The sequence below is a fragment of the Tabrizicola sp. genome (assembly GCF_022842145.1).
Lineage (GTDB): Bacteria > Pseudomonadota > Alphaproteobacteria > Rhodobacterales > Rhodobacteraceae > Tabrizicola.
The window spans coordinates 125,752-141,094 of the sequence record NZ_JALHQD010000005.1; the positions used below are offsets into that span (position 1 = coordinate 125,752).

At 66.1% G+C, this 15,343-nt stretch carries 23 protein-coding genes; 6 read left to right on the forward strand and 17 right to left on the reverse strand.

Translation table 11 applies throughout. The annotated features are described in order from the left end of the window. Positions 1–142 precede the first annotated feature (142 nt). The 4 genes from deoD to Q0C42_RS13415 all read left to right on the forward strand — a co-directional run bounded on the left by deoD (position 143) and on the right by Q0C42_RS13415 (position 3,683). On the forward strand, positions 143–847 hold the full coding sequence (gene deoD, locus Q0C42_RS13400; RefSeq protein ID WP_295076685.1) for a purine-nucleoside phosphorylase: 705 nt from the start codon (positions 143–145) through the stop codon (positions 845–847). Continuing rightward, entirely contained in the window at positions 847–1,263 is a 417-nt protein-coding gene (locus tag Q0C42_RS13405) for a rhodanese-like domain-containing protein (RefSeq protein WP_295076687.1), read from the forward strand. Before deoD ends, Q0C42_RS13405 begins: the two co-directional genes overlap by 1 nt. A gap of 67 nt (positions 1,264–1,330) precedes the next feature. After that, a complete protein-coding gene (gene glyA, locus Q0C42_RS13410) occupies positions 1,331–2,650 on the forward strand; it encodes an aminotransferase class I/II-fold pyridoxal phosphate-dependent enzyme (RefSeq protein ID WP_295076690.1) in 1,320 nt (439 codons plus the stop codon). 49 nt (positions 2,651–2,699) lie between these two features. After that, positions 2,700–3,683, forward strand: coding sequence for an aldo/keto reductase (locus tag Q0C42_RS13415; protein ID WP_295076695.1), 984 nt, complete (start codon positions 2,700–2,702; stop codon positions 3,681–3,683). Here Q0C42_RS13415 and Q0C42_RS13420 read toward each other — a convergent pair. From Q0C42_RS13420 to Q0C42_RS13455, 8 genes are all read right to left on the reverse strand, one after another. Next, positions 3,674–4,540, reverse strand: a complete 867-nt coding sequence (locus Q0C42_RS13420) for a DUF1989 domain-containing protein (RefSeq protein ID WP_295076698.1) — start codon at positions 4,538–4,540, stop codon at positions 3,674–3,676. The two genes, Q0C42_RS13415 and Q0C42_RS13420, sit on opposite strands and share 10 nt — an antisense overlap. 100 nt (positions 4,541–4,640) lie before the next feature. Further along, positions 4,641–4,835 carry a hypothetical protein gene (locus Q0C42_RS13425; protein ID WP_295076701.1) on the reverse strand — a complete coding sequence of 65 codons (195 nt, stop codon included), beginning with the start codon at positions 4,833–4,835 and terminating at the stop codon, positions 4,641–4,643. Beyond that, positions 4,835–5,125 carry a hypothetical protein gene (locus Q0C42_RS13430; RefSeq protein ID WP_295076704.1) on the reverse strand — a complete coding sequence of 97 codons (291 nt, stop codon included), beginning with the start codon at positions 5,123–5,125 and terminating at the stop codon, positions 4,835–4,837. Before Q0C42_RS13430 ends, Q0C42_RS13425 begins: the two co-directional genes overlap by 1 nt. Continuing rightward, entirely contained in the window at positions 5,118–5,894 is a 777-nt protein-coding gene (locus Q0C42_RS13435) for a succinate dehydrogenase iron-sulfur subunit (RefSeq protein WP_295076707.1), read from the reverse strand. The genes Q0C42_RS13430 and Q0C42_RS13435 overlap by 8 nt, the downstream gene beginning before the upstream one ends. A 4-nt stretch (positions 5,895–5,898) precedes the next feature. Beyond that, positions 5,899–6,615 (reverse strand): class I SAM-dependent methyltransferase, encoded by a 717-nt coding sequence (locus Q0C42_RS13440; RefSeq protein ID WP_295076710.1) that lies wholly within the window; start codon positions 6,613–6,615, stop codon positions 5,899–5,901. 83 nt (positions 6,616–6,698) lie between these two features. Then, on the reverse strand, positions 6,699–6,995 hold the full coding sequence (locus Q0C42_RS13445; protein ID WP_295076713.1) for a hypothetical protein: 297 nt from the start codon (positions 6,993–6,995) through the stop codon (positions 6,699–6,701). An 11-nt stretch (positions 6,996–7,006) separates the two neighbouring features. Further along, positions 7,007–7,858 (reverse strand): hypothetical protein, encoded by an 852-nt coding sequence (locus Q0C42_RS13450; protein ID WP_295076715.1) that lies wholly within the window; start codon positions 7,856–7,858, stop codon positions 7,007–7,009. Positions 7,859–7,865: 7 nt separating this feature from the next. After that, a complete protein-coding gene (locus Q0C42_RS13455) occupies positions 7,866–8,186 on the reverse strand; it encodes a hypothetical protein (protein ID WP_295076717.1) in 321 nt (106 codons plus the stop codon). 27 nt (positions 8,187–8,213) lie between these two features. On the opposite strand from Q0C42_RS13455, the gene Q0C42_RS13460 reads away from it, so the two are divergent. After that, on the forward strand, positions 8,214–8,489 hold the full coding sequence (locus Q0C42_RS13460) for a hypothetical protein (protein WP_295076719.1): 276 nt from the start codon (positions 8,214–8,216) through the stop codon (positions 8,487–8,489). Between the two features lie 97 nt (positions 8,490–8,586). On the opposite strand, the gene sdhA is transcribed toward Q0C42_RS13460, so the two are convergent. From sdhA to Q0C42_RS13500, 8 genes are all read right to left on the reverse strand, one after another. Next, entirely contained in the window at positions 8,587–10,389 is a 1,803-nt protein-coding gene (sdhA, locus tag Q0C42_RS13465) for a succinate dehydrogenase flavoprotein subunit (protein ID WP_295076721.1), read from the reverse strand. Between the two features lie 11 nt (positions 10,390–10,400). Further along, a complete protein-coding gene (locus Q0C42_RS13470) occupies positions 10,401–10,772 on the reverse strand; it encodes a succinate dehydrogenase, hydrophobic membrane anchor protein (protein ID WP_295076724.1) in 372 nt (123 codons plus the stop codon). A 10-nt stretch (positions 10,773–10,782) separates the two neighbouring features. Next, on the reverse strand, positions 10,783–11,190 hold the full coding sequence (gene sdhC / locus Q0C42_RS13475) for a succinate dehydrogenase, cytochrome b556 subunit (RefSeq protein ID WP_295076727.1): 408 nt from the start codon (positions 11,188–11,190) through the stop codon (positions 10,783–10,785). 253 nt (positions 11,191–11,443) lie between these two features. Further along, the gene (locus Q0C42_RS13480) at positions 11,444–11,854 is read right to left on the reverse strand and encodes a hypothetical protein (RefSeq protein ID WP_295076729.1); all 411 of its coding nucleotides are present in this window, start codon (positions 11,852–11,854) and stop codon (positions 11,444–11,446) included. A gap of 58 nt (positions 11,855–11,912) precedes the next feature. After that, on the reverse strand, positions 11,913–12,935 hold the full coding sequence (locus Q0C42_RS13485; RefSeq protein WP_295076731.1) for a MaoC family dehydratase: 1,023 nt from the start codon (positions 12,933–12,935) through the stop codon (positions 11,913–11,915). Further along, positions 12,932–13,135: a DUF1737 domain-containing protein gene (locus Q0C42_RS13490; protein ID WP_295076733.1), complete on the reverse strand. Its 204-nt coding sequence runs from the start codon at positions 13,133–13,135 to the stop codon at positions 12,932–12,934. The genes Q0C42_RS13485 and Q0C42_RS13490 overlap by 4 nt, the downstream gene beginning before the upstream one ends. A 76-nt stretch (positions 13,136–13,211) precedes the next feature. Continuing rightward, complete coding sequence (locus Q0C42_RS13495; RefSeq protein ID WP_295076735.1) at positions 13,212–13,757, reverse strand: NnrU family protein; 546 nt, start codon at positions 13,755–13,757, stop codon at positions 13,212–13,214. A 39-nt stretch (positions 13,758–13,796) separates the two neighbouring features. Beyond that, positions 13,797–14,642, reverse strand: coding sequence for a CoA ester lyase (locus Q0C42_RS13500; protein WP_295076737.1), 846 nt, complete (start codon positions 14,640–14,642; stop codon positions 13,797–13,799). A 179-nt stretch (positions 14,643–14,821) separates the two neighbouring features. On the opposite strand from Q0C42_RS13500, the gene Q0C42_RS13505 reads away from it, so the two are divergent. Beyond that, complete coding sequence (locus Q0C42_RS13505) at positions 14,822–15,130, forward strand: hypothetical protein (protein WP_295076740.1); 309 nt, start codon at positions 14,822–14,824, stop codon at positions 15,128–15,130. Here the strand turns inward: Q0C42_RS13505 and Q0C42_RS13510 are convergent. Next, the gene (locus Q0C42_RS13510) at positions 15,082–15,336 is read right to left on the reverse strand and encodes an Ada metal-binding domain-containing protein (RefSeq protein WP_295076741.1); all 255 of its coding nucleotides are present in this window, start codon (positions 15,334–15,336) and stop codon (positions 15,082–15,084) included. The genes Q0C42_RS13505 and Q0C42_RS13510 overlap by 49 nt on opposite strands. Positions 15,337–15,343: the final 7 nt, after the last annotated feature.

The window sequence follows — 15,343 nt, forward strand, 5'->3', positions numbered from 1 at the left end:
ATACCATGCCTCGGCCCTCCGCCTATCCGATTTTTCCGCTCTTGCCGCATCAACTGCGGCACCGCATTAATGGCGCGTCCGCGGGCGACGACGGACGCAGAAAAACCACGGGGACATGACCCCGGGCCGAGGGAAAGCTGACATGACCGTTCACATTGGCGCCAAGCCGGGCGACATCGCCGAAACCGTGCTTCTGCCCGGTGACCCCTACCGCGCCCGCTGGGCCGCGCAGACCTACCTCAAGGACCCGGTCCTGGTGAACGAGGTCCGGGGGATGCTCGGCTACACCGGCACCTGGAACGGCCACCGCGTCACCATCCACGGCTCGGGCATGGGGATGCCCTCCCTGTCGATCTACGCCAACGAGCTTGTCCGCGACTACGGTGCCAAGACGCTGATCCGCGTCGGCTCCGCTGGCGCCCTGCCCACCCACGTCAAGGTCCGCGACGTGATTCTGGCGCAGACCTGCTCCACCCTCGGCTCGCCCTCGCGGTCGATCTTCAAAGAGCTGAACTTCGCTCCCTGCGCCGATTTCGGCCTTCTGTCCAAGGCCTACGCCGCCGCCACCGCCGACGGCACCCCCGTCCATGTCGGTGGCATCTACTCCTCGGACACCTTTTACGACGAACGCCCCGACCTGTCAGAGCAGCTGCTCCGCCACGGCTGCCTCGGGGTCGAGATGGAGGCCGCCGAGCTCTACACCCTCGCCGCCCGCCACGGCGCCCGCGCGCTTGCGATCCTGACCGTCTCTGACCACATCACGACCGGCGAAGCCCTGCCGTCGGACCAACGCGAACGCAGCTTCGGCGCGATGATCGAGATCGCGCTCAAGGCCGCCTTCGCCTGATGCCTTCGCGCCGCTCTCTGCTCGTGACCATCGCGGCGCTTGCGTTCCGCCCCGGCACCGCGATGGCCGAAACGAGCCTCGACGCCGAAACCGCCTTCAAGCGGGCCGAGGCCGGAGATCTCCTCCTCATCGACATCCGCCAGCCCGAGGAGTGGGCCGAGACCGGGAGCGCCAAGGGCGCAACACGCCTGGACCTGCGCAGCCCGGATTTTCTTGACGCGCTGGCAGCCCTGTCCGGCGGGGACCGCAACCGACCGATTGCCCTGATCTGCGCCAGCGGCGGCCGCTCGGCGCGGATGGCCCGCGCTCTGACCGAGGCGGGATTCACCTCCGTCCTCGACGTGTCGGAAGGCATGCTCGGCTCCTCCGCCGGCCCCGGCTGGATCGCCCGCGGCCTGCCGGTCGTCACCGACTGAGCCGCGCTTCCGGCTTGCATCGGGCGGTGCGCACGGCTTTTCTCTCCCGACCTGATCGGAGTCGCCCATGCCCCACCTCATCTCCCGCCCCTGGGTCCCCGCCGCCTGCGAGACCTACATCCAGCGTCTTGCCACCGACGCGGGCCAAGCGTCGTCCAAGGTCGCCAACCGCCTAGACCACCTCATCGCGCGGAACCGCGAAATCCACGATCAGGACTGCTTCAACCTGAACCCGGCAACCAACGTGATGAACCCAAGGGCCGAAGCCGCGCTGGCCTCCGGCATCGGCTCGCGCCCCTCGCTTGGCTACCCCGGCGACAAGTACGAGATGGGGCTGGAAGCCATCGAAGAAATCGAAGTCATCGCCGCCGAACTCGCAGCAGAAATCTTCCACGCAAATTACGCCGAAATCCGCGTGGGGTCCGGCGCGCTGGCCAACCTCTACGGCTTCATGGCGCTAACAAAGCCGGGCGACAGCAGCATCGCACCCCCTGGCACCATCGGCGGCCATGTCACCCACCACAGCGCCGGCTGCGCGGGCCTTTACGGCCTCATGACCCACCCCGCCCCCATCGACGCCGACGGCTATACGCTTGATCTGAAAGGCCTCGCAGACCTTGCCCATGCCGTTCGCCCCAAGATCATCAGCGTCGGCGGCAGCCTGAACCTCTTCCCGCACCCGGTGGCCGAGGTCCGCAAGATCGCCGATCAGGTCGGGGCCAAGGTCCTTTTCGACGCGGCCCACCAATGCGGAATGATTGCAGGCGGCACCTTCCCCGACCCGCTCAAGGAAGGCGCGCATCTGATGACGATGTCGACCTACAAATCCCTCGGCGGCCCCGCCGGGGGCCTGATCGTCACCAACGATGCCACCATAGCGGAACGTCTGGACGCCATCGCCTTTCCCGGCCTCACCGCCAACTTCGACGCCGCGAAATCCGCCGCCCTCGCCTACACCCTCCTCGACTGGCGCGACCACGGCGCGGCCTACGCCAGGGCGATGATCGACCTCGCCCGTGCCCTCGCGGCAGAACTCGCGACCCTCGGCCTCCCCGTCTTCGCCGCCGACCGCGGAGCCACCACCTCGCACCAGTTCGCCATCGAGGCCGCCGCGTTCGGTGGGGGCCAAGCCGCCTCGAAAACCCTTCGCAAGGCCGGATTTCTCGCCTGCGGCATCGGCCTTCCCATCGCTGACGTCCCCGGCGACATGAACGGCCTACGCATCGGCACGCCCGAGCTTGTCCGCCGCGGCGTGACCCCCGCCGACGCCCCCGCCCTCGCCGCCCTGATCGCCGAGGGCCTCCGCTCCAACGCCCCGGAAAGCGTCGCCCCCCGGACCAAGACCCTTCGCGCCAGGTTCCAGGGCCTCCATTACGTCACCGCTTGACCATCCCCGCCCGGTCCCGTCTTCTGCCGCCAACAGGCAGGAGACGGCGATGAAACAGCGACACCTCGGCACCAACGGCCCTCTCGTATCGGCCATCGGCCTTGGCTGCCTGTCCTTCGGCGGTACCTTCGGCCCGACCACCGAAGCCGACAGCCTTGCCACCCTCGACGCCGCCTGGGAGTCCGGGATCACCCTTTTCGACACCGCAAACAAATATGGCGAGGGGATCAGCGAAACCGTCATCGGCACCTGGCTGAAGCACACGGGCCACCGCCCTTACATCGCCACCAAGGCCGCGTTTACCGACGACCCCAATCGCCGCATCGACAACCGACCTGAATACCTGCGCGCGGAACTGGAAGGCTCGCTGACGCGCCTTGGGGTCGATCACGTCACCCTTTTCTACGCACACCGCCACGACCCGCAAATCCCGGCCGAGGATCTGGCGGGCACCATGCAGCGCTTTGTCCAGGAAGGGAAAATCCTGGGCTACGGCCTTTCCGAAATCGGCCCCTACACCTTGGAACGTTGCCACGCCGTCCATCCGGTCATGGCGGTGCAGAACGAATACTCGCTCTGGACCCGCACGCCCGAGCTTGGCCTGATCCAGCGCTGCGCCCAGCTTGGCGTCGCCTTCGTGCCCTTCTCCCCCCTTGCGCGCGGCGTCTTCGGCACGCCGATGGCCGACCCGGCAAACTTCGCCCCGGGCGAATTCCGCAGCCGCATCCCGCGCTTCCATCCCGAAAACTGGCCCCACAACCGCGCCATCCTGGAAGCATTCCACCGGATGGCCCAGGACAGGGGCTTCACCCCCTCCGCCCTCGCCCTCGCCTGGCTTCTGGACCGCGCGTCGCACATCCTGCCGATCCCCGGCACCCGCACGCCCGACCACCTGCGCGCCTGGGCCAAGGCGACCGAGATCGACCTGACCGACGACGACCGCGAAGAGATCGACCGCATGCTTCCCGTCGGCTGGGCCTGGGGCGACCGCTACGACGACCTGCAGGCCCAGACGGTGGAACGCTACTCCTGACCGTGGCTCCGGTCGTAAGCGTTCGGCCCTGACGGAGCCCAGCCGACGGGCGGGGCTTTGGGCTGGAACACCTGCACCAGCAGGGGATGGCAGACTGCCACGTCGGACGAATGTTCGGCCGAACAATCGCCCCCCGGACAGGCCGAAAGCACACCCAGAAGGTCAATTTCAGCCATGAACTCCAAGTAGTCGCCGGGCCGGACTGGGCTGGCCTTCATGAAATACTGCCCGGTGTCCCGCGTGAACCCCGTGCACATGAAGACGTTCAGCACGTCATGCACATGCAACTCCGCCGCCTTGGCGGGCAGGCCCCAATGGTCGGCAACGGCGCGCGTCAGGTTGGAATGGCAGCAGTGGTGATACTGCTCGCCCCCCGACAAAAGCGCGTGGGTGTAGGGATCGCAGCGTGTGCCGATCACGTCGTGAACGCTGGCGCCGAAAGCATCGAACCCGTACCAGTCCAGAGTGTCCTCCGTCACCGTCGCCATCGGGCGCAGATAGGGCAGGCAGGACCACATCCGGTCGCCCGTGCTAAGGTGCGTCCCATGCAGCGCCCGTGTCTTGCCGCTGAAGAACCGCTCGCCCAGGTTCTCGGCCGCAAAGAGGTTCAGGTCGCCGACCTGCGGCCCCTCGACGCTGACGATCCGGAAAAACCCGCCCGCCGGCACCTCGAAGGTCCGCGCCTCGCGGGGTGGCACCAGCACCTCGGAGGTCAGGCTCCACCGCTCCCGCGCGGCGCGGTAGGCGGCCAGGTCCGGGCGCGGCAGGCCCTCGACCGGGTAGCATATGACAGGGCGGATGGCCTTGCGGGCAGCGCCATCGGCGGGGGCGGGGTGTTCGGGATGATCCAGCTTCATGCCGCCAAGGCTTGCCGGAAACCGTCGCCACTGCAACCCTCGTCAAGCACTTCGTGCACTCCCGGAAGGACCACAGCGAGGAGTGCTCGACGAGCGTCGCCTACCGCGGCCCGCGCAGACAATCCCTCGGCTCCGGACCCCGGGCCACCGCACCACAGGCCACGCAATGCCAGTGATCTGGAGCGACATTGCGGTCCAGCCGCCAGCGACAGTTCCGCGTCAGCGTCGAGTTTCGCCGGGTGATCCACAGATACAGGAACACCGACACCGCCAGGACCAGCAACAACAGCGGCATCAGCGCACCAGCCGGTCCCGCAGCCGCGCCAGCAGGGCATCGACCTGCTCCGCATCGTCCAGCCGCGCCTTATGGTGGGCGTCGCCGAAATCGGCGATGACGGCCGGATCGTTCGGCGCCGCCCGAAACTCCTCGCCCAAGGCAGACAGAAGCTGCGCCACGTGCCAGGCATAACCGGACTCGTCCATCCAGACCCGGTTCTTCGCATGCAGCTTTGCCGCCAATCCGGACATCAGCTGGGCGAATTCCTCACCCGATCCGAAGTCCGGAATGGCCAGAGGATCAGACAACCCGCTCGACCATCATCTTCTTGATCTCGGCAATCGCCTTTGCCGGGTTCAGCCCCTTCGGGCAGGTCTTGGCGCAGTTCATGATCGTGTGGCAGCGGTACAGCTTGAACGGGTCTTCCAGATCGTCCAGCCGCTCCCCCGTCGCCTCATCGCGGCTGTCGATGATCCAGCGATAGGCATGCAGCAGCGCCGCCGGGCCAAGGTAGCGGTCACTGTTCCACCAGTAGGACGGGCAGGACGTCGAACAGCAGGCACACATGACGCATTCGTAAAGCCCGTCCAGCTTGGAGCGATCGTCGATCGACTGCTTCCATTCCTTGGCCGGGCGGTTCGTCTTCGTCTCCAGCCAGGGCATGATGCTGGCATGCTGGGCGTAAAAATGCGTCAGGTCCGGGATCAGGTCCTTGATCACCGCCATATGCGGCAGGGGATAGATCTTCACGTCGCCCTTGATCTCGTCCAGCCCGTAGATGCAGGCCAGCGTGTTGATCCCGTCGATGTTCATCGCACAGGAGCCGCATATGCCTTCCCGGCACGACCGGCGGAAGGTCAGGGTCGGGTCGATGTCGGTCTTGATCTTGATCAGAGCGTCCAGGACCATCGGGCCGCACTGGTCCATGTCGACGAAATAGGTGTCCACCCGCGGGTTTTCCCCGTCATCGGGGTTCCAGCGGTAGACCTGGAACTTGCGGACGTTCTTCCCCTCCGGCTTCGGCCAGGTCTTCCCGGTGCGGATCTTCGAGTTCTTGGGCAGCGTGAACTGGACCATGAGGTCAGCCTTTCCTGGTCTTTGTCTTGGGCTTTGCGGGGGCCGCATCAGCGGGCTTCGTCAATTCGTACAAGGTTTCGCCGCGCATCAGGGCATAGGCGGCGACGTCAGGCTCGACGGCGACATATTCAAGCAGGTCAAACCCCGCCTGACGCATGTGGTCCTTGACGTCGCGCCCGAAGTATCGCGTGTGATCCTTCTGGCCGAAATGCAGAATACGGTCGCGCGGGGACTGGATCGCCGGATTCTCGTAGGTGGTCTCCCACGTCTCGATGACCGGAGTCGTCACGATCAGACGTCCGCCAGGCTTCAAGCAACGGAAACACTCTGCCAAGGCCTTGTGGTGGTCCACATGCTCCAGGATCTGATGCGCGATGATCAGGTCGAAACTCGCGTCCTCCAGATCCAGTGCTTCGATGTTCAGCTTGAGGTCGACCTTAGTCCGCATGAAGTCTGCGGTGACATAGGTTCCCGCCATCCCGCGAAGGATCGGCTCGAACGCGGGCTCGGGCGCGAAATGCAGGACCGACATGTCCTTGCTAAGGCCGCTCCGCCGGTTGATCCACAGCTTGAAAAGCCGGTGCCTTTCGCGCGACCGGCAAAGCGGACACATGCCATCCAGCCGCGGGGGCGACCCACAGGGCGCGAACTCGCCGACATAGCCGCAGACCGGGCAGGTCCGGGCGAACCCCGTGACCATCGCCGCCTCGTACTGGCGCATGCTCCGCCGCCGGATGCGTCCTAGCGCAGCTTGTGCAAAACGCACCTGCCTGGGCGCCGGCGTGGGAAGGTCGTCCGTCACGATCATCGCCAGTCCGGCCGCATGTACAGCGGGCGGCTTGGCGGCTCGCCAGCCTTCTGCATCACGCAGGACTCATAAACCGCCGCCGGGTCGCGACCCAGCAGGAAATCGGAACTCACGTTCAGCTCGAACGCCCCCGCAGTCCGCCCGTCCGAGCTTGCCCCGACCGACACCTCGCCCCGTGGCTGCTTGGCAAGCCGCGCACGCTCGAAGCACTGCCGTTCCGCCTGGGCCAGGGTCATCGGCCCGCAACCGGCCAGTAGCGCGGGGACCATCAGCATCAGTGCAAACCGTTTCATCCCGATCTCCCTCATGCGCTTTGCGCCATCGCGGGCGCCTCGGGCCGGATCGTGCCCAGAGCCACCAGTTCGCGCTTGCCCATCGGACCGCGGCCCGGCGTGAAATCCTCCAGCACCTGCAAACCGTTCGCGCGGACACGCGAGGCGCGCATGTGCATCGTCCGAACCCTTTGCCCGCCCAGCGCGTATTTCAGGAACCGCTCTGAATGCAGGCGCTTGCCCCGCGCGCAATACTCTCCCATCCGCTCCGCCCGTCTGCCATAGGCCGCCACGCCTTCGGCCCCCTTGACCAAAGCGAAACGGTCGTTGTGGCCGAACCACTGCGACCAGTCCGGCACCAGCACAAAGGACCGGTGCGCCCGCGCCAAAAGGTCCAGAGGCTCGGCCGCGCAATCGTGGTACAGCAGATCGGGTCGCGCGAAGATCACGATGTCGGGTTGAAACCCCTCGGCCAGCCGGGTTGCCCGCTGCAGCGAATGCAGCTGGTGCACCAGATTGCGGAACGAGGCGAAATCATCCCGCCAGATATCCCCCCACGCCTGCATCTCGGCCATCGGGTAAAGGTCCAGACAGGCCCCCGGCTCCTCCAGCTCAACCGCGTCCAGGTTCAGCAGCCGGTATTCCTCGGGGTCCAACTCGCCCATTTCCCCGGACCTCGGATTGCTGATCCCGGTCTGCCGAAAGAAATGCCCGAACAACCGGACCTCCCGCGCGATGGCCCGCGCGGGGTCGATCAGCTGCCCGGTGATCGACGGCAAGGTCAGCCGCAAGGCGCGGGTGATGCCGAAGAAGACGACGGCGATCTTCAGGTCCGACCTGACGCGCCCCTTCCCCGAAACTCCCGCTGCGGCCCCCGTTGCCATCGCCCGGTCAGCCCACCACCGGCGGCACGCCACTGGCCGCAAAGCACGACTGGGCTGCAGGCCGCACCGCGATCTGCCGGATCGTCGCCTTGGTTGCAGTGCCCGCCTCGACACCCACGTCCCGGGCCAGAAGCTGCAATTCCTCCTGGCTTGCCGCATCCAGGATGCAGTTCGTGGCCAGCCGGGCAGGTTCCGCCGGCATGTCGATGTTGACCACCGGGAACACCACCGAATGCGCCGTCCGCTTCAGCGCGGAATCCACCAGTTCACCGGGGTCGCAGGCCGTCAGAAGCAGCACCGCCAAGAACGGCAGAAGCTTGATTGTCACCTTGTGCAATATCCCGTTCCTCCCTGCATGAGACCGCCGCCGCGCGAGCAAGACGAACCGGTGACCGAGGCCGGACGGCTCGACTTCGGCAAAGCGGCGGCGGGCGATGCGGTGGCGGGCACGCCAGGTTGGCCTCCGTCGATGGTCCGGGCGATACAGGCGGTGGCAATGCGCGACTGCGCTTCGGTGACATTGGGCCCGGGGCGCACGATGAAGGTCATCCGGTCGTTTCTCAGTGTAGAGCTTGCCGAGTATGGTCCGGTGATCCCCGCCTCGCTGATGCAGGCCTGCATGGTCTCCTGAGTCAATCCGCCGTAGCTGCTGACACATCCGCCCAACAGACCCAGCCCTGCAATCACGGCAAGGCTATGTTTACCAAGAACCAGCACTCGGGACATCTTCAAAACTTCCTCTCCGCGGGGGCGATCTTCGCCAATGCGATGCCGCCCTGGGCTTCGGTCGTCAGAGGTTCGGTATGGACCGCCCGGTAGTCAAGCATGACCTTGTCGCCATCGACCCAGGCCAGCGAGTGCTTGCGCCAGTTGACGTCGTCGCGCTGCGGATGGTCCTCATGCGCATGCGCCCCGCGGCTTTCGGTCCGGGCATGCGCCCCGTAGATCGTCGCCAGCGCGTTCGGCATCAGGTTGGTCAGTTCCAGCGTCTCCATCAGGTCGCTGTTCCAGATCAGGCTGCGGTCAGTGACGTGCAGGTCGTTCATCTTGCCCGCAATCGCGGTCATCTTCTTCTCGCCCGCAGCCAGAGTCTCTTCGGCCCGGAACACCGCCGCATCGGCCTGCATGGTCCTCTGCATCTCCAGCCGCAGCTCTGCCGTCGGCACCGCTCCCTTGGCGTTCCGCAGGTCGTCGAACCGGCCCAGCGACTTGTCGACCTCGGCCGTGTTCGTCGCCGGAACGCTGGAGGCACGGTCCACCACCTGCCCCGCCCGGATCGCCGCCGCCCGGCCAAACACCACCAGGTCGATCAGGCTGTTCGAGCCCAGCCGGTTTGCGCCATGCACCGATGCACAGCCCGCCTCGCCCACCGCCATCAGGCCCGGGAAGATCGCATCGGGGCGTTCGGCGGTCGGGTTCAGGACCTCGCCCCAATAGTTCGTCGGGATGCCGCCCATGTTGTAATGGACCGTCGGCAAGACCGGGATCGGCTCCTTGTGCAGGTCCACGCCCGCAAAGATCCGCGCGCTTTCGGTGATCCCCGGCAGCCGCAGTTCCAGCGCCTCACGCGGCAGGTGCGACAGGTTCAGGTGGATGTGGTCGCCGTTGGCCCCCACGCCCCGGCCTTCGCGAATCTCGATCGTCATGCAGCGGCTGACATAGTCCCGCGGCGCGAGGTCCTTGTAGTGCGGCGCATAGCGCTCCATGAACCGCTCCCCGGCAGAGTTGGTCAGATACCCGCCCTCGCCCCGCGCGCCTTCGGTGATCAGACAGCCCGAGCCGTAGATCCCCGTCGGGTGGAACTGCACGAACTCCATGTCCTGCAGCGGCAGGCCTGCGCGCGCCACCATCCCGCCGCCGTCCCCGGTGCAGGTATGCGCCGAGGTCGCGCTGAAATAGGCCCGGCCATAGCCGCCGGTCGCCAGCACCACCATCTTCGCGTTGAAGACATGGATCGTGCCATCGTCCAGTTTCCAGGCCACAACCCCGGTGCAGGCCCCATCGGTGATGATCAGGTCCAGCGCGAAGTATTCGATGTAAAATTCCGCGTTGTTCTTCAGGCTTTGGCCATACAGCGTATGCAGGATCGCATGCCCCGTCCGGTCCGCCGCAGCACAAGTGCGCTGCACCGGCGGGCCGTTCCCGAACTCGGTCGTATGTCCGCCAAAGGGCCGCTGGTAGATCTTGCCCTCTTCGGTGCGCGAAAACGGCACCCCGTAATGCTCCAGTTCGTAAACCGCCTTCGGAGCCTCCCGCGCGAGGTACTCCATCGCGTCGGTGTCACCCAGCCAGTCCGACCCCTTCACGGTGTCGTACATGTGCCACTGCCAGTGGTCCGGCCCCATGTTACCCAGGCTGGCGGCAATCCCGCCCTGCGCCGCCACCGTGTGCGACCGGGTCGGGAAGACCTTGGTCACGCAGGCTGTCCGGAGGCCCTGCTCGGCCATGCCCAAGGTCGCGCGCAGACCGGCACCCCCGGCCCCCACCACAACCACGTCATACTCATGCGTCTCGTACGGATAGGCAGTCATCATCAGGTCCTTCACAGCGCCATGCGAGCCAGGGCGAACAGCCCCGTCGCGGCGATCACCCAGGAAAGCGCGATCACGAAGATGATCAGCAGCTTGCGATTGGTTCCCCGGGCATAATCCTCGATCATCGTTGTCGCGCCCATCGCGAAGTGACGCATCCCCACGACCAGCACCAGCGCGGTCAGGATCGCAGGCAGCGGTCGCGCGAACGTCTCCAGCACCGCCTCGCGGGTCCCGCCCAGGGCACTGCCGAAGATGTAAAGCCAAAGCGGCAGGAGGAAAGCCAGGCCAACGGACGAAACCGTCATCGCCCAGTGGTGCTCGGCCCCATGATGGGCGGCTCCACGACCTTCGGCACGCTTGCGGGGGGTCAAATAGCGCATGGGGGCGTCCTCACTGAACCAGAAGAATTGTGATCACAGTCAGCACGACCGATCCGATGATGCAGACCCAACCCAGCTTTTCTGCCGTCGGGATGTCCAGCCCCTTGCCCGAATCGAAGTAAAGATGCCGCAGCCCGGCCAGGTAGTGGTACCACACCGCCCAAAGCGATCCGGTGAACACCAGATCCCCGAACCAGCTGGTCGCCACCGCATCCGCCCGCGCGAAATAGGCGTCCGAGGTCGCGGCGGCCAGAAGCCACCACACCCCAAGGATAACCCCCACCATCATCGCACTGCCGGTGATCCGGGTCAGGATGGAACTGACCGAGGTCATCTGGATGCGATAGACCTGCAGGTGCGGAGAAAGCGGGCGGGCCCCGGAACCTGATGCGGGAGCGGCCCGCTTTGCGTCTGCCATGATCGGTCCTCACGTCTGGCGGTGCTTAACATGGACCAGCACCGGGCTGTCTTTGGTAATCTGAATAGCGCGGATTTCTCCGGTGTCACGCCACGAATGCCGCAATTGCAGCATGTTCCCGCTATCAGGTGCAGATTTCCCGGCTTTGTGATCACAGATTTTCTACCTGTGATCACAAGCTCGCCGCCAGCCGCATCCGTCCCGGATTCGCCCGCGGGGAAACCCCTCCGGACCTGACACGGCGCTGAACCCTTTAGCGCAAGTTCTCCATCACGATCTGCAGGTCGGTGTTCAGCGTGAACGAGATGACCCGGTGCCCATCCGGATTTGGCACGGCCAGCCAATAGCCGTACAGCGGCCCGGCCTTGCCGTTGAACATCACGACGTTCTGCACCATTCCGCCCAGGTCGCTGCGCTGCGCAATCGTGGAGCAACCCTCGAACCCGTCGGCATAGATGCCGGGCAGTCCGTTCAGACTATCCGCCAGATCGATGCCGATCTCGGTCTTGATCGCGGCGACGAAGCCGGCGACATCCAGATCCAGCATCATCTGGTTCATCGTCTCGACCTTCTCGACCACCACGCCACCATCGGGCGCACAGCCCGCGGCCACCGCAACGGAGGGAGCAACGGCGACAAGACCAGCAAAGATCACGGCTTTCATTGGCTTTTTCCTTGGGTTGATCGAAACGCAGTTTCAGACGATCAGGATGCCGCGTCTGTCAGACCGGCACCAGCGCCCAATAGTCCAAATCCAGCAGAACGTCGGAAAGATACTTCCCGTCCGCCCCGCGCAATTCTCCCGCCGCCCCCTTCGTCGCCACCAGCCGCAGCCGCAGGGCCCCGACCGACGGCACCGCAGTCTCCGCCCGGTCCAGCACCTCGGACCAGGCCCGCACCGTGTCGCCCGCAAAGCACGGGTTGGCATGTGCGCCCGCGTTCAGCGCCACGATCATCTGCGCGTTCGCCAGCCCGCTGAACGACAGCGCCCGCGCTAGGCTGATGACATGCCCGCCATAGATCAGCCGCCGCCCATCCTCGCGCTGGCTGACGTCGAAATGCACCTTCGAGGTGTTCTGCCAGAGCCGCGTCGCCAGCATGTGCTCGGCTTCCTCGATGGTCACCGCATCGACATGGTCGATCACCTCGCCCACCGCGTAATCGCCCCAGCGGTGCGGCTCACCGGCCAGCCCGAAGTCATAGGCGGAGAAATCCAGCCCCTCCGGCACCACCAGCGTCTCCACCGCCACCACCGGCGCAAGCTCCGGCACCGACACCGGCACCACCACCTCGCGCCGCCGTTTCCGCACCATCACCCAGCGCACATACTCCAGCACCACATCCCCGTGCTGGTTCAACCCGCGCGTCCGCACCCAGACCACCCCCGTCGCCCCGGACGAGGTCTCCTTCAGCCCGATCACCTCGGATTCCGACCGCAAGGTATCCCCCGGCCAGACCGGCTTCAGCCAGCGGCCCTCGGCATACCCAAGGTTCGCCACCGCGTTCAGGCTGATATCCGGCACGGTCTTGCCGAACACCGTATGGAACGCCACCAGATCATCCAGCGGCGAAGCCACCAGCCCCACGGACTTCGCAAACTCGTCCGAGGAATACAAAGCCCCCCGCGCCGGATACAGCGCATGATACAGCGCCCGCTCCCCCGCCCCCACCGTGCGCGGCACCGCGTGGCGGATCACCTCGCCCAGCCGGTAATCCTCGAAGAAGCGCCCCGGATTCGTCTTCATTGCTCGCCCAGCTTCACATCCGGGTGGTAGTCACCCGCCACCTCTTTCACCACCGCCTGCCCGCAGCGCATGACGCCATTGGCCGCGTCGAAGGCGTAGGTCGGAGCGCCATGCAGCTCCCACCCCTTGTTCAGCGCCGCCGTCACCTTGTGACAGAAGGCCGAGGTGTCATCCGCACTCAAGAACCGATAGAGCTTCACGCCCCCATCTCCCCAGCTTTCATCTTTGCCAAAATATCCCACGGGGGTGTGGGGGTGTGAAACCCCCACTCCGACCTCAACCCCAGGGCGGCACGCCAAGCCAGTTGTGCACCAGCATGATCGCGACCAGCACGACGACGGCCCCGACCACGGCGCCCACTTCCTTGCCCACCGGTGCAGGCTCCGGCAACGGCCCGCGCGGCACCGCCTTGTTGATCAGGATCACCTCCACGACCGCCCAGGCCAGGATGCCTCCAAACAGGATCACCGACGCCAGGTCCCCGTTGACCAGCAAATGCCCGATCGCCCAGGTCTTCACCGCCGTCAGCTGCGGATGCCGGATCACACGGGTGATCCGCGTCTTCATGCCCGAGGCCGCGTAAAGGTAGACCGCGAAGAACATCAGCAGGTTGTTCACATGGGTCAGGAACGCCGGCGGATACCACAGGTCGATGTGCTCCACGCCGCGGTAGCCCACGACCATCAGCACCACGCCCGCCAGCACGCCGACCGTCACCAGCCCCTTGCCCGCGTTCCCCATGGCGTCCCGCGACCCCGGAGCCAGCCGCTTCCACAGATGCGCCGCCCACCACAGTGCCAATCCCAGAACAATCAACGTCATCGCAGGCCTCCAGCCGGTTCATCGGCGTGCACCCTGCCTTTAAACCGCAACCGCCGCAATCGCCTCGGCCTTCCCGATCAGCGCCTCGGCCGTTGCCACATGCAGGTTCTCGACGATCTTGCCGTCCACCACCGCCACGCCCTCACCCCGCGCCCGCGCCTCGGCAAAGGCCGCGATCTGGCGGCGGGCCAAAGCGACCTCCTCCTCGGTCGGGGCAAAGACCTCGTTCGCCACGACAAGCTGCGCCGGATGGATCAGCGTCTTGCCGTCAAACCCCATGTCGCGCCCCTGCTCGCACTCCGCCCGCAGCCCGGCCTCGTCCTTGAAGGCGTTGAACACCCCATCGACGATCACGCGCCCCTCGGCCCGCGCTGCCAGCACGCAAGCCCCCAGCCCCGCCATCAGCGGCAACCGGTCGCTGCGAAACCGCGCGCCCAACTCCTTTGCCAGGTCGTTGGTCCCCATGACCATCCCCTCCAGCCGAGGATGCGCCGCAATCGCCCCCGCGTTCAGACAGCCCTTCGCCGTCTCCAGCATCGCCCAGAGCGGGGCCTTCACCTGCCCTGCAACTGCATCCAGATCGGCCCCGGAGTTCACCTTCGGCACCAACACCGCATCCACCCCCGGATGCGCCCCGAACGCCGCCAGATCGCCTGCGACCCACTCGGTCCCCAGCCCGTTGATCCGCACGATCCGCGCCCGCGGCCCATAGTCCGCACGGTCAAGAACCGATGCCAGCAACTCCCGCGCCCGCACCTTCTCCTCGGGCGAGACAGCATCCTCCAGATCGAAGATGATCGCGTCCGCCGCCAGCTCCCGCGCCTTCTCCAAGGCCCGCTCGCGCGAGGCCGGAATATACAGAACGGACCGATAGGGACGCGTCACGACTCACCTCCGCGCAACATTCTTGCGCTTGAAAGCACGGATCGGACACAAACGGCAAGCCCAAATCCGCCGCAGCGCAGAAAGATCGTGCATTCGCAGCGCAACCCGCCCGCCCCGTTAACCGCCCGTCATACCTCCCGCGGCAGCCTTGGCCCGTCCAAAGCCAGCAAGGCCCGCCCATGACCCAGCAGATGTTTGCCCTCTCCTTTGGCCTCGCCGCCGTCCTCGCCGCAACCCAGATCGCCCACTCCGCCCCGCAATGCGACCGGCGCGAAACCGTTACCGCGCTCCTCGCCGACCGCTACAACGAGACCAGCCGCGCGGTCGGTATCGCAGGCCAGGGCGCGGTGATGGAGCTTTACGCCGCCGAAACCGGCACCTGGTCGATCACCATGACCCTCCCCGACGGAACGATGTGCCTGATGGCCTCCGGCTCGAACTACGAGACGGTGGCCGAGGACCTCCCCGCAAAGGGTGACCCGGCCTGAAGGTGGCACCGCTTGCAGGCCCGGAACCCCGCCGCCTGACACGCCTCGGCAAAGGCGCGAAACTCCACGTTCCGCCGCAAGGGCGTCCGCGCCGGGCAGGTCATCCGGCAGAAGATCCCCGTCGTCTTCACACAGACGAGGACGTCGGGAAACCGCCCATCCCGCGCGACAAGACTTTCGTAAAGCGCATCCGCATCCGGCAGCATCGACACC

Bases quoted from the DNA above. Each gene is read 5' to 3' on its own strand.
- sdhC (WP_295076727.1), bottom strand. From the start codon at position 11,190: ATGGCAGACGCAAAGCGGGCCGCTCCCGCATCAGGTTCCGGGGCCCGC.
- Q0C42_RS13450 (WP_295076715.1), bottom strand. From the start codon at position 7,858: ATGGCAACGGGGGCCGCAGCGGGAGTTTCGGGGAAGGGGCGCGTCAGG.
- Q0C42_RS13485 (WP_295076731.1), bottom strand. From the start codon at position 12,935: ATGAAGACGAATCCGGGGCGCTTCTTCGAGGATTACCGGCTGGGCGAG.
- Q0C42_RS13415 (WP_295076695.1), top strand. From the start codon at position 2,700: ATGAAACAGCGACACCTCGGCACCAACGGCCCTCTCGTATCGGCCATC.
- Q0C42_RS13470 (WP_295076724.1), bottom strand. From the start codon at position 10,772: ATGCGCTATTTGACCCCCCGCAAGCGTGCCGAAGGTCGTGGAGCCGCC.
- Q0C42_RS13480 (WP_295076729.1), bottom strand. From the start codon at position 11,854: ATGAAAGCCGTGATCTTTGCTGGTCTTGTCGCCGTTGCTCCCTCCGTT.
- Q0C42_RS13460 (WP_295076719.1), top strand. From the start codon at position 8,214: ATGAGACCGCCGCCGCGCGAGCAAGACGAACCGGTGACCGAGGCCGGA.
- Q0C42_RS13420 (WP_295076698.1), bottom strand. From the start codon at position 4,540: ATGAAGCTGGATCATCCCGAACACCCCGCCCCCGCCGATGGCGCTGCC.
- Q0C42_RS13510 (WP_295076741.1), bottom strand. From the start codon at position 15,336: ATGCTGCCGGATGCGGATGCGCTTTACGAAAGTCTTGTCGCGCGGGAT.
- Q0C42_RS13425 (WP_295076701.1), bottom strand. From the start codon at position 4,835: ATGCCGCTGTTGTTGCTGGTCCTGGCGGTGTCGGTGTTCCTGTATCTG.
- deoD (WP_295076685.1), top strand. From the start codon at position 143: ATGACCGTTCACATTGGCGCCAAGCCGGGCGACATCGCCGAAACCGTG.
- Q0C42_RS13405 (WP_295076687.1), top strand. From the start codon at position 847: ATGCCTTCGCGCCGCTCTCTGCTCGTGACCATCGCGGCGCTTGCGTTC.
- Q0C42_RS13445 (WP_295076713.1), bottom strand. From the start codon at position 6,995: ATGAAACGGTTTGCACTGATGCTGATGGTCCCCGCGCTACTGGCCGGT.
- glyA (WP_295076690.1), top strand. From the start codon at position 1,331: ATGCCCCACCTCATCTCCCGCCCCTGGGTCCCCGCCGCCTGCGAGACC.
- Q0C42_RS13505 (WP_295076740.1), top strand. From the start codon at position 14,822: ATGACCCAGCAGATGTTTGCCCTCTCCTTTGGCCTCGCCGCCGTCCTC.
- Q0C42_RS13435 (WP_295076707.1), bottom strand. From the start codon at position 5,894: ATGGTCCAGTTCACGCTGCCCAAGAACTCGAAGATCCGCACCGGGAAG.
- Q0C42_RS13495 (WP_295076735.1), bottom strand. From the start codon at position 13,757: ATGACGTTGATTGTTCTGGGATTGGCACTGTGGTGGGCGGCGCATCTG.
- Q0C42_RS13440 (WP_295076710.1), bottom strand. From the start codon at position 6,615: ATGCGCCAGTACGAGGCGGCGATGGTCACGGGGTTCGCCCGGACCTGC.
- sdhA (WP_295076721.1), bottom strand. From the start codon at position 10,389: ATGACTGCCTATCCGTACGAGACGCATGAGTATGACGTGGTTGTGGTG.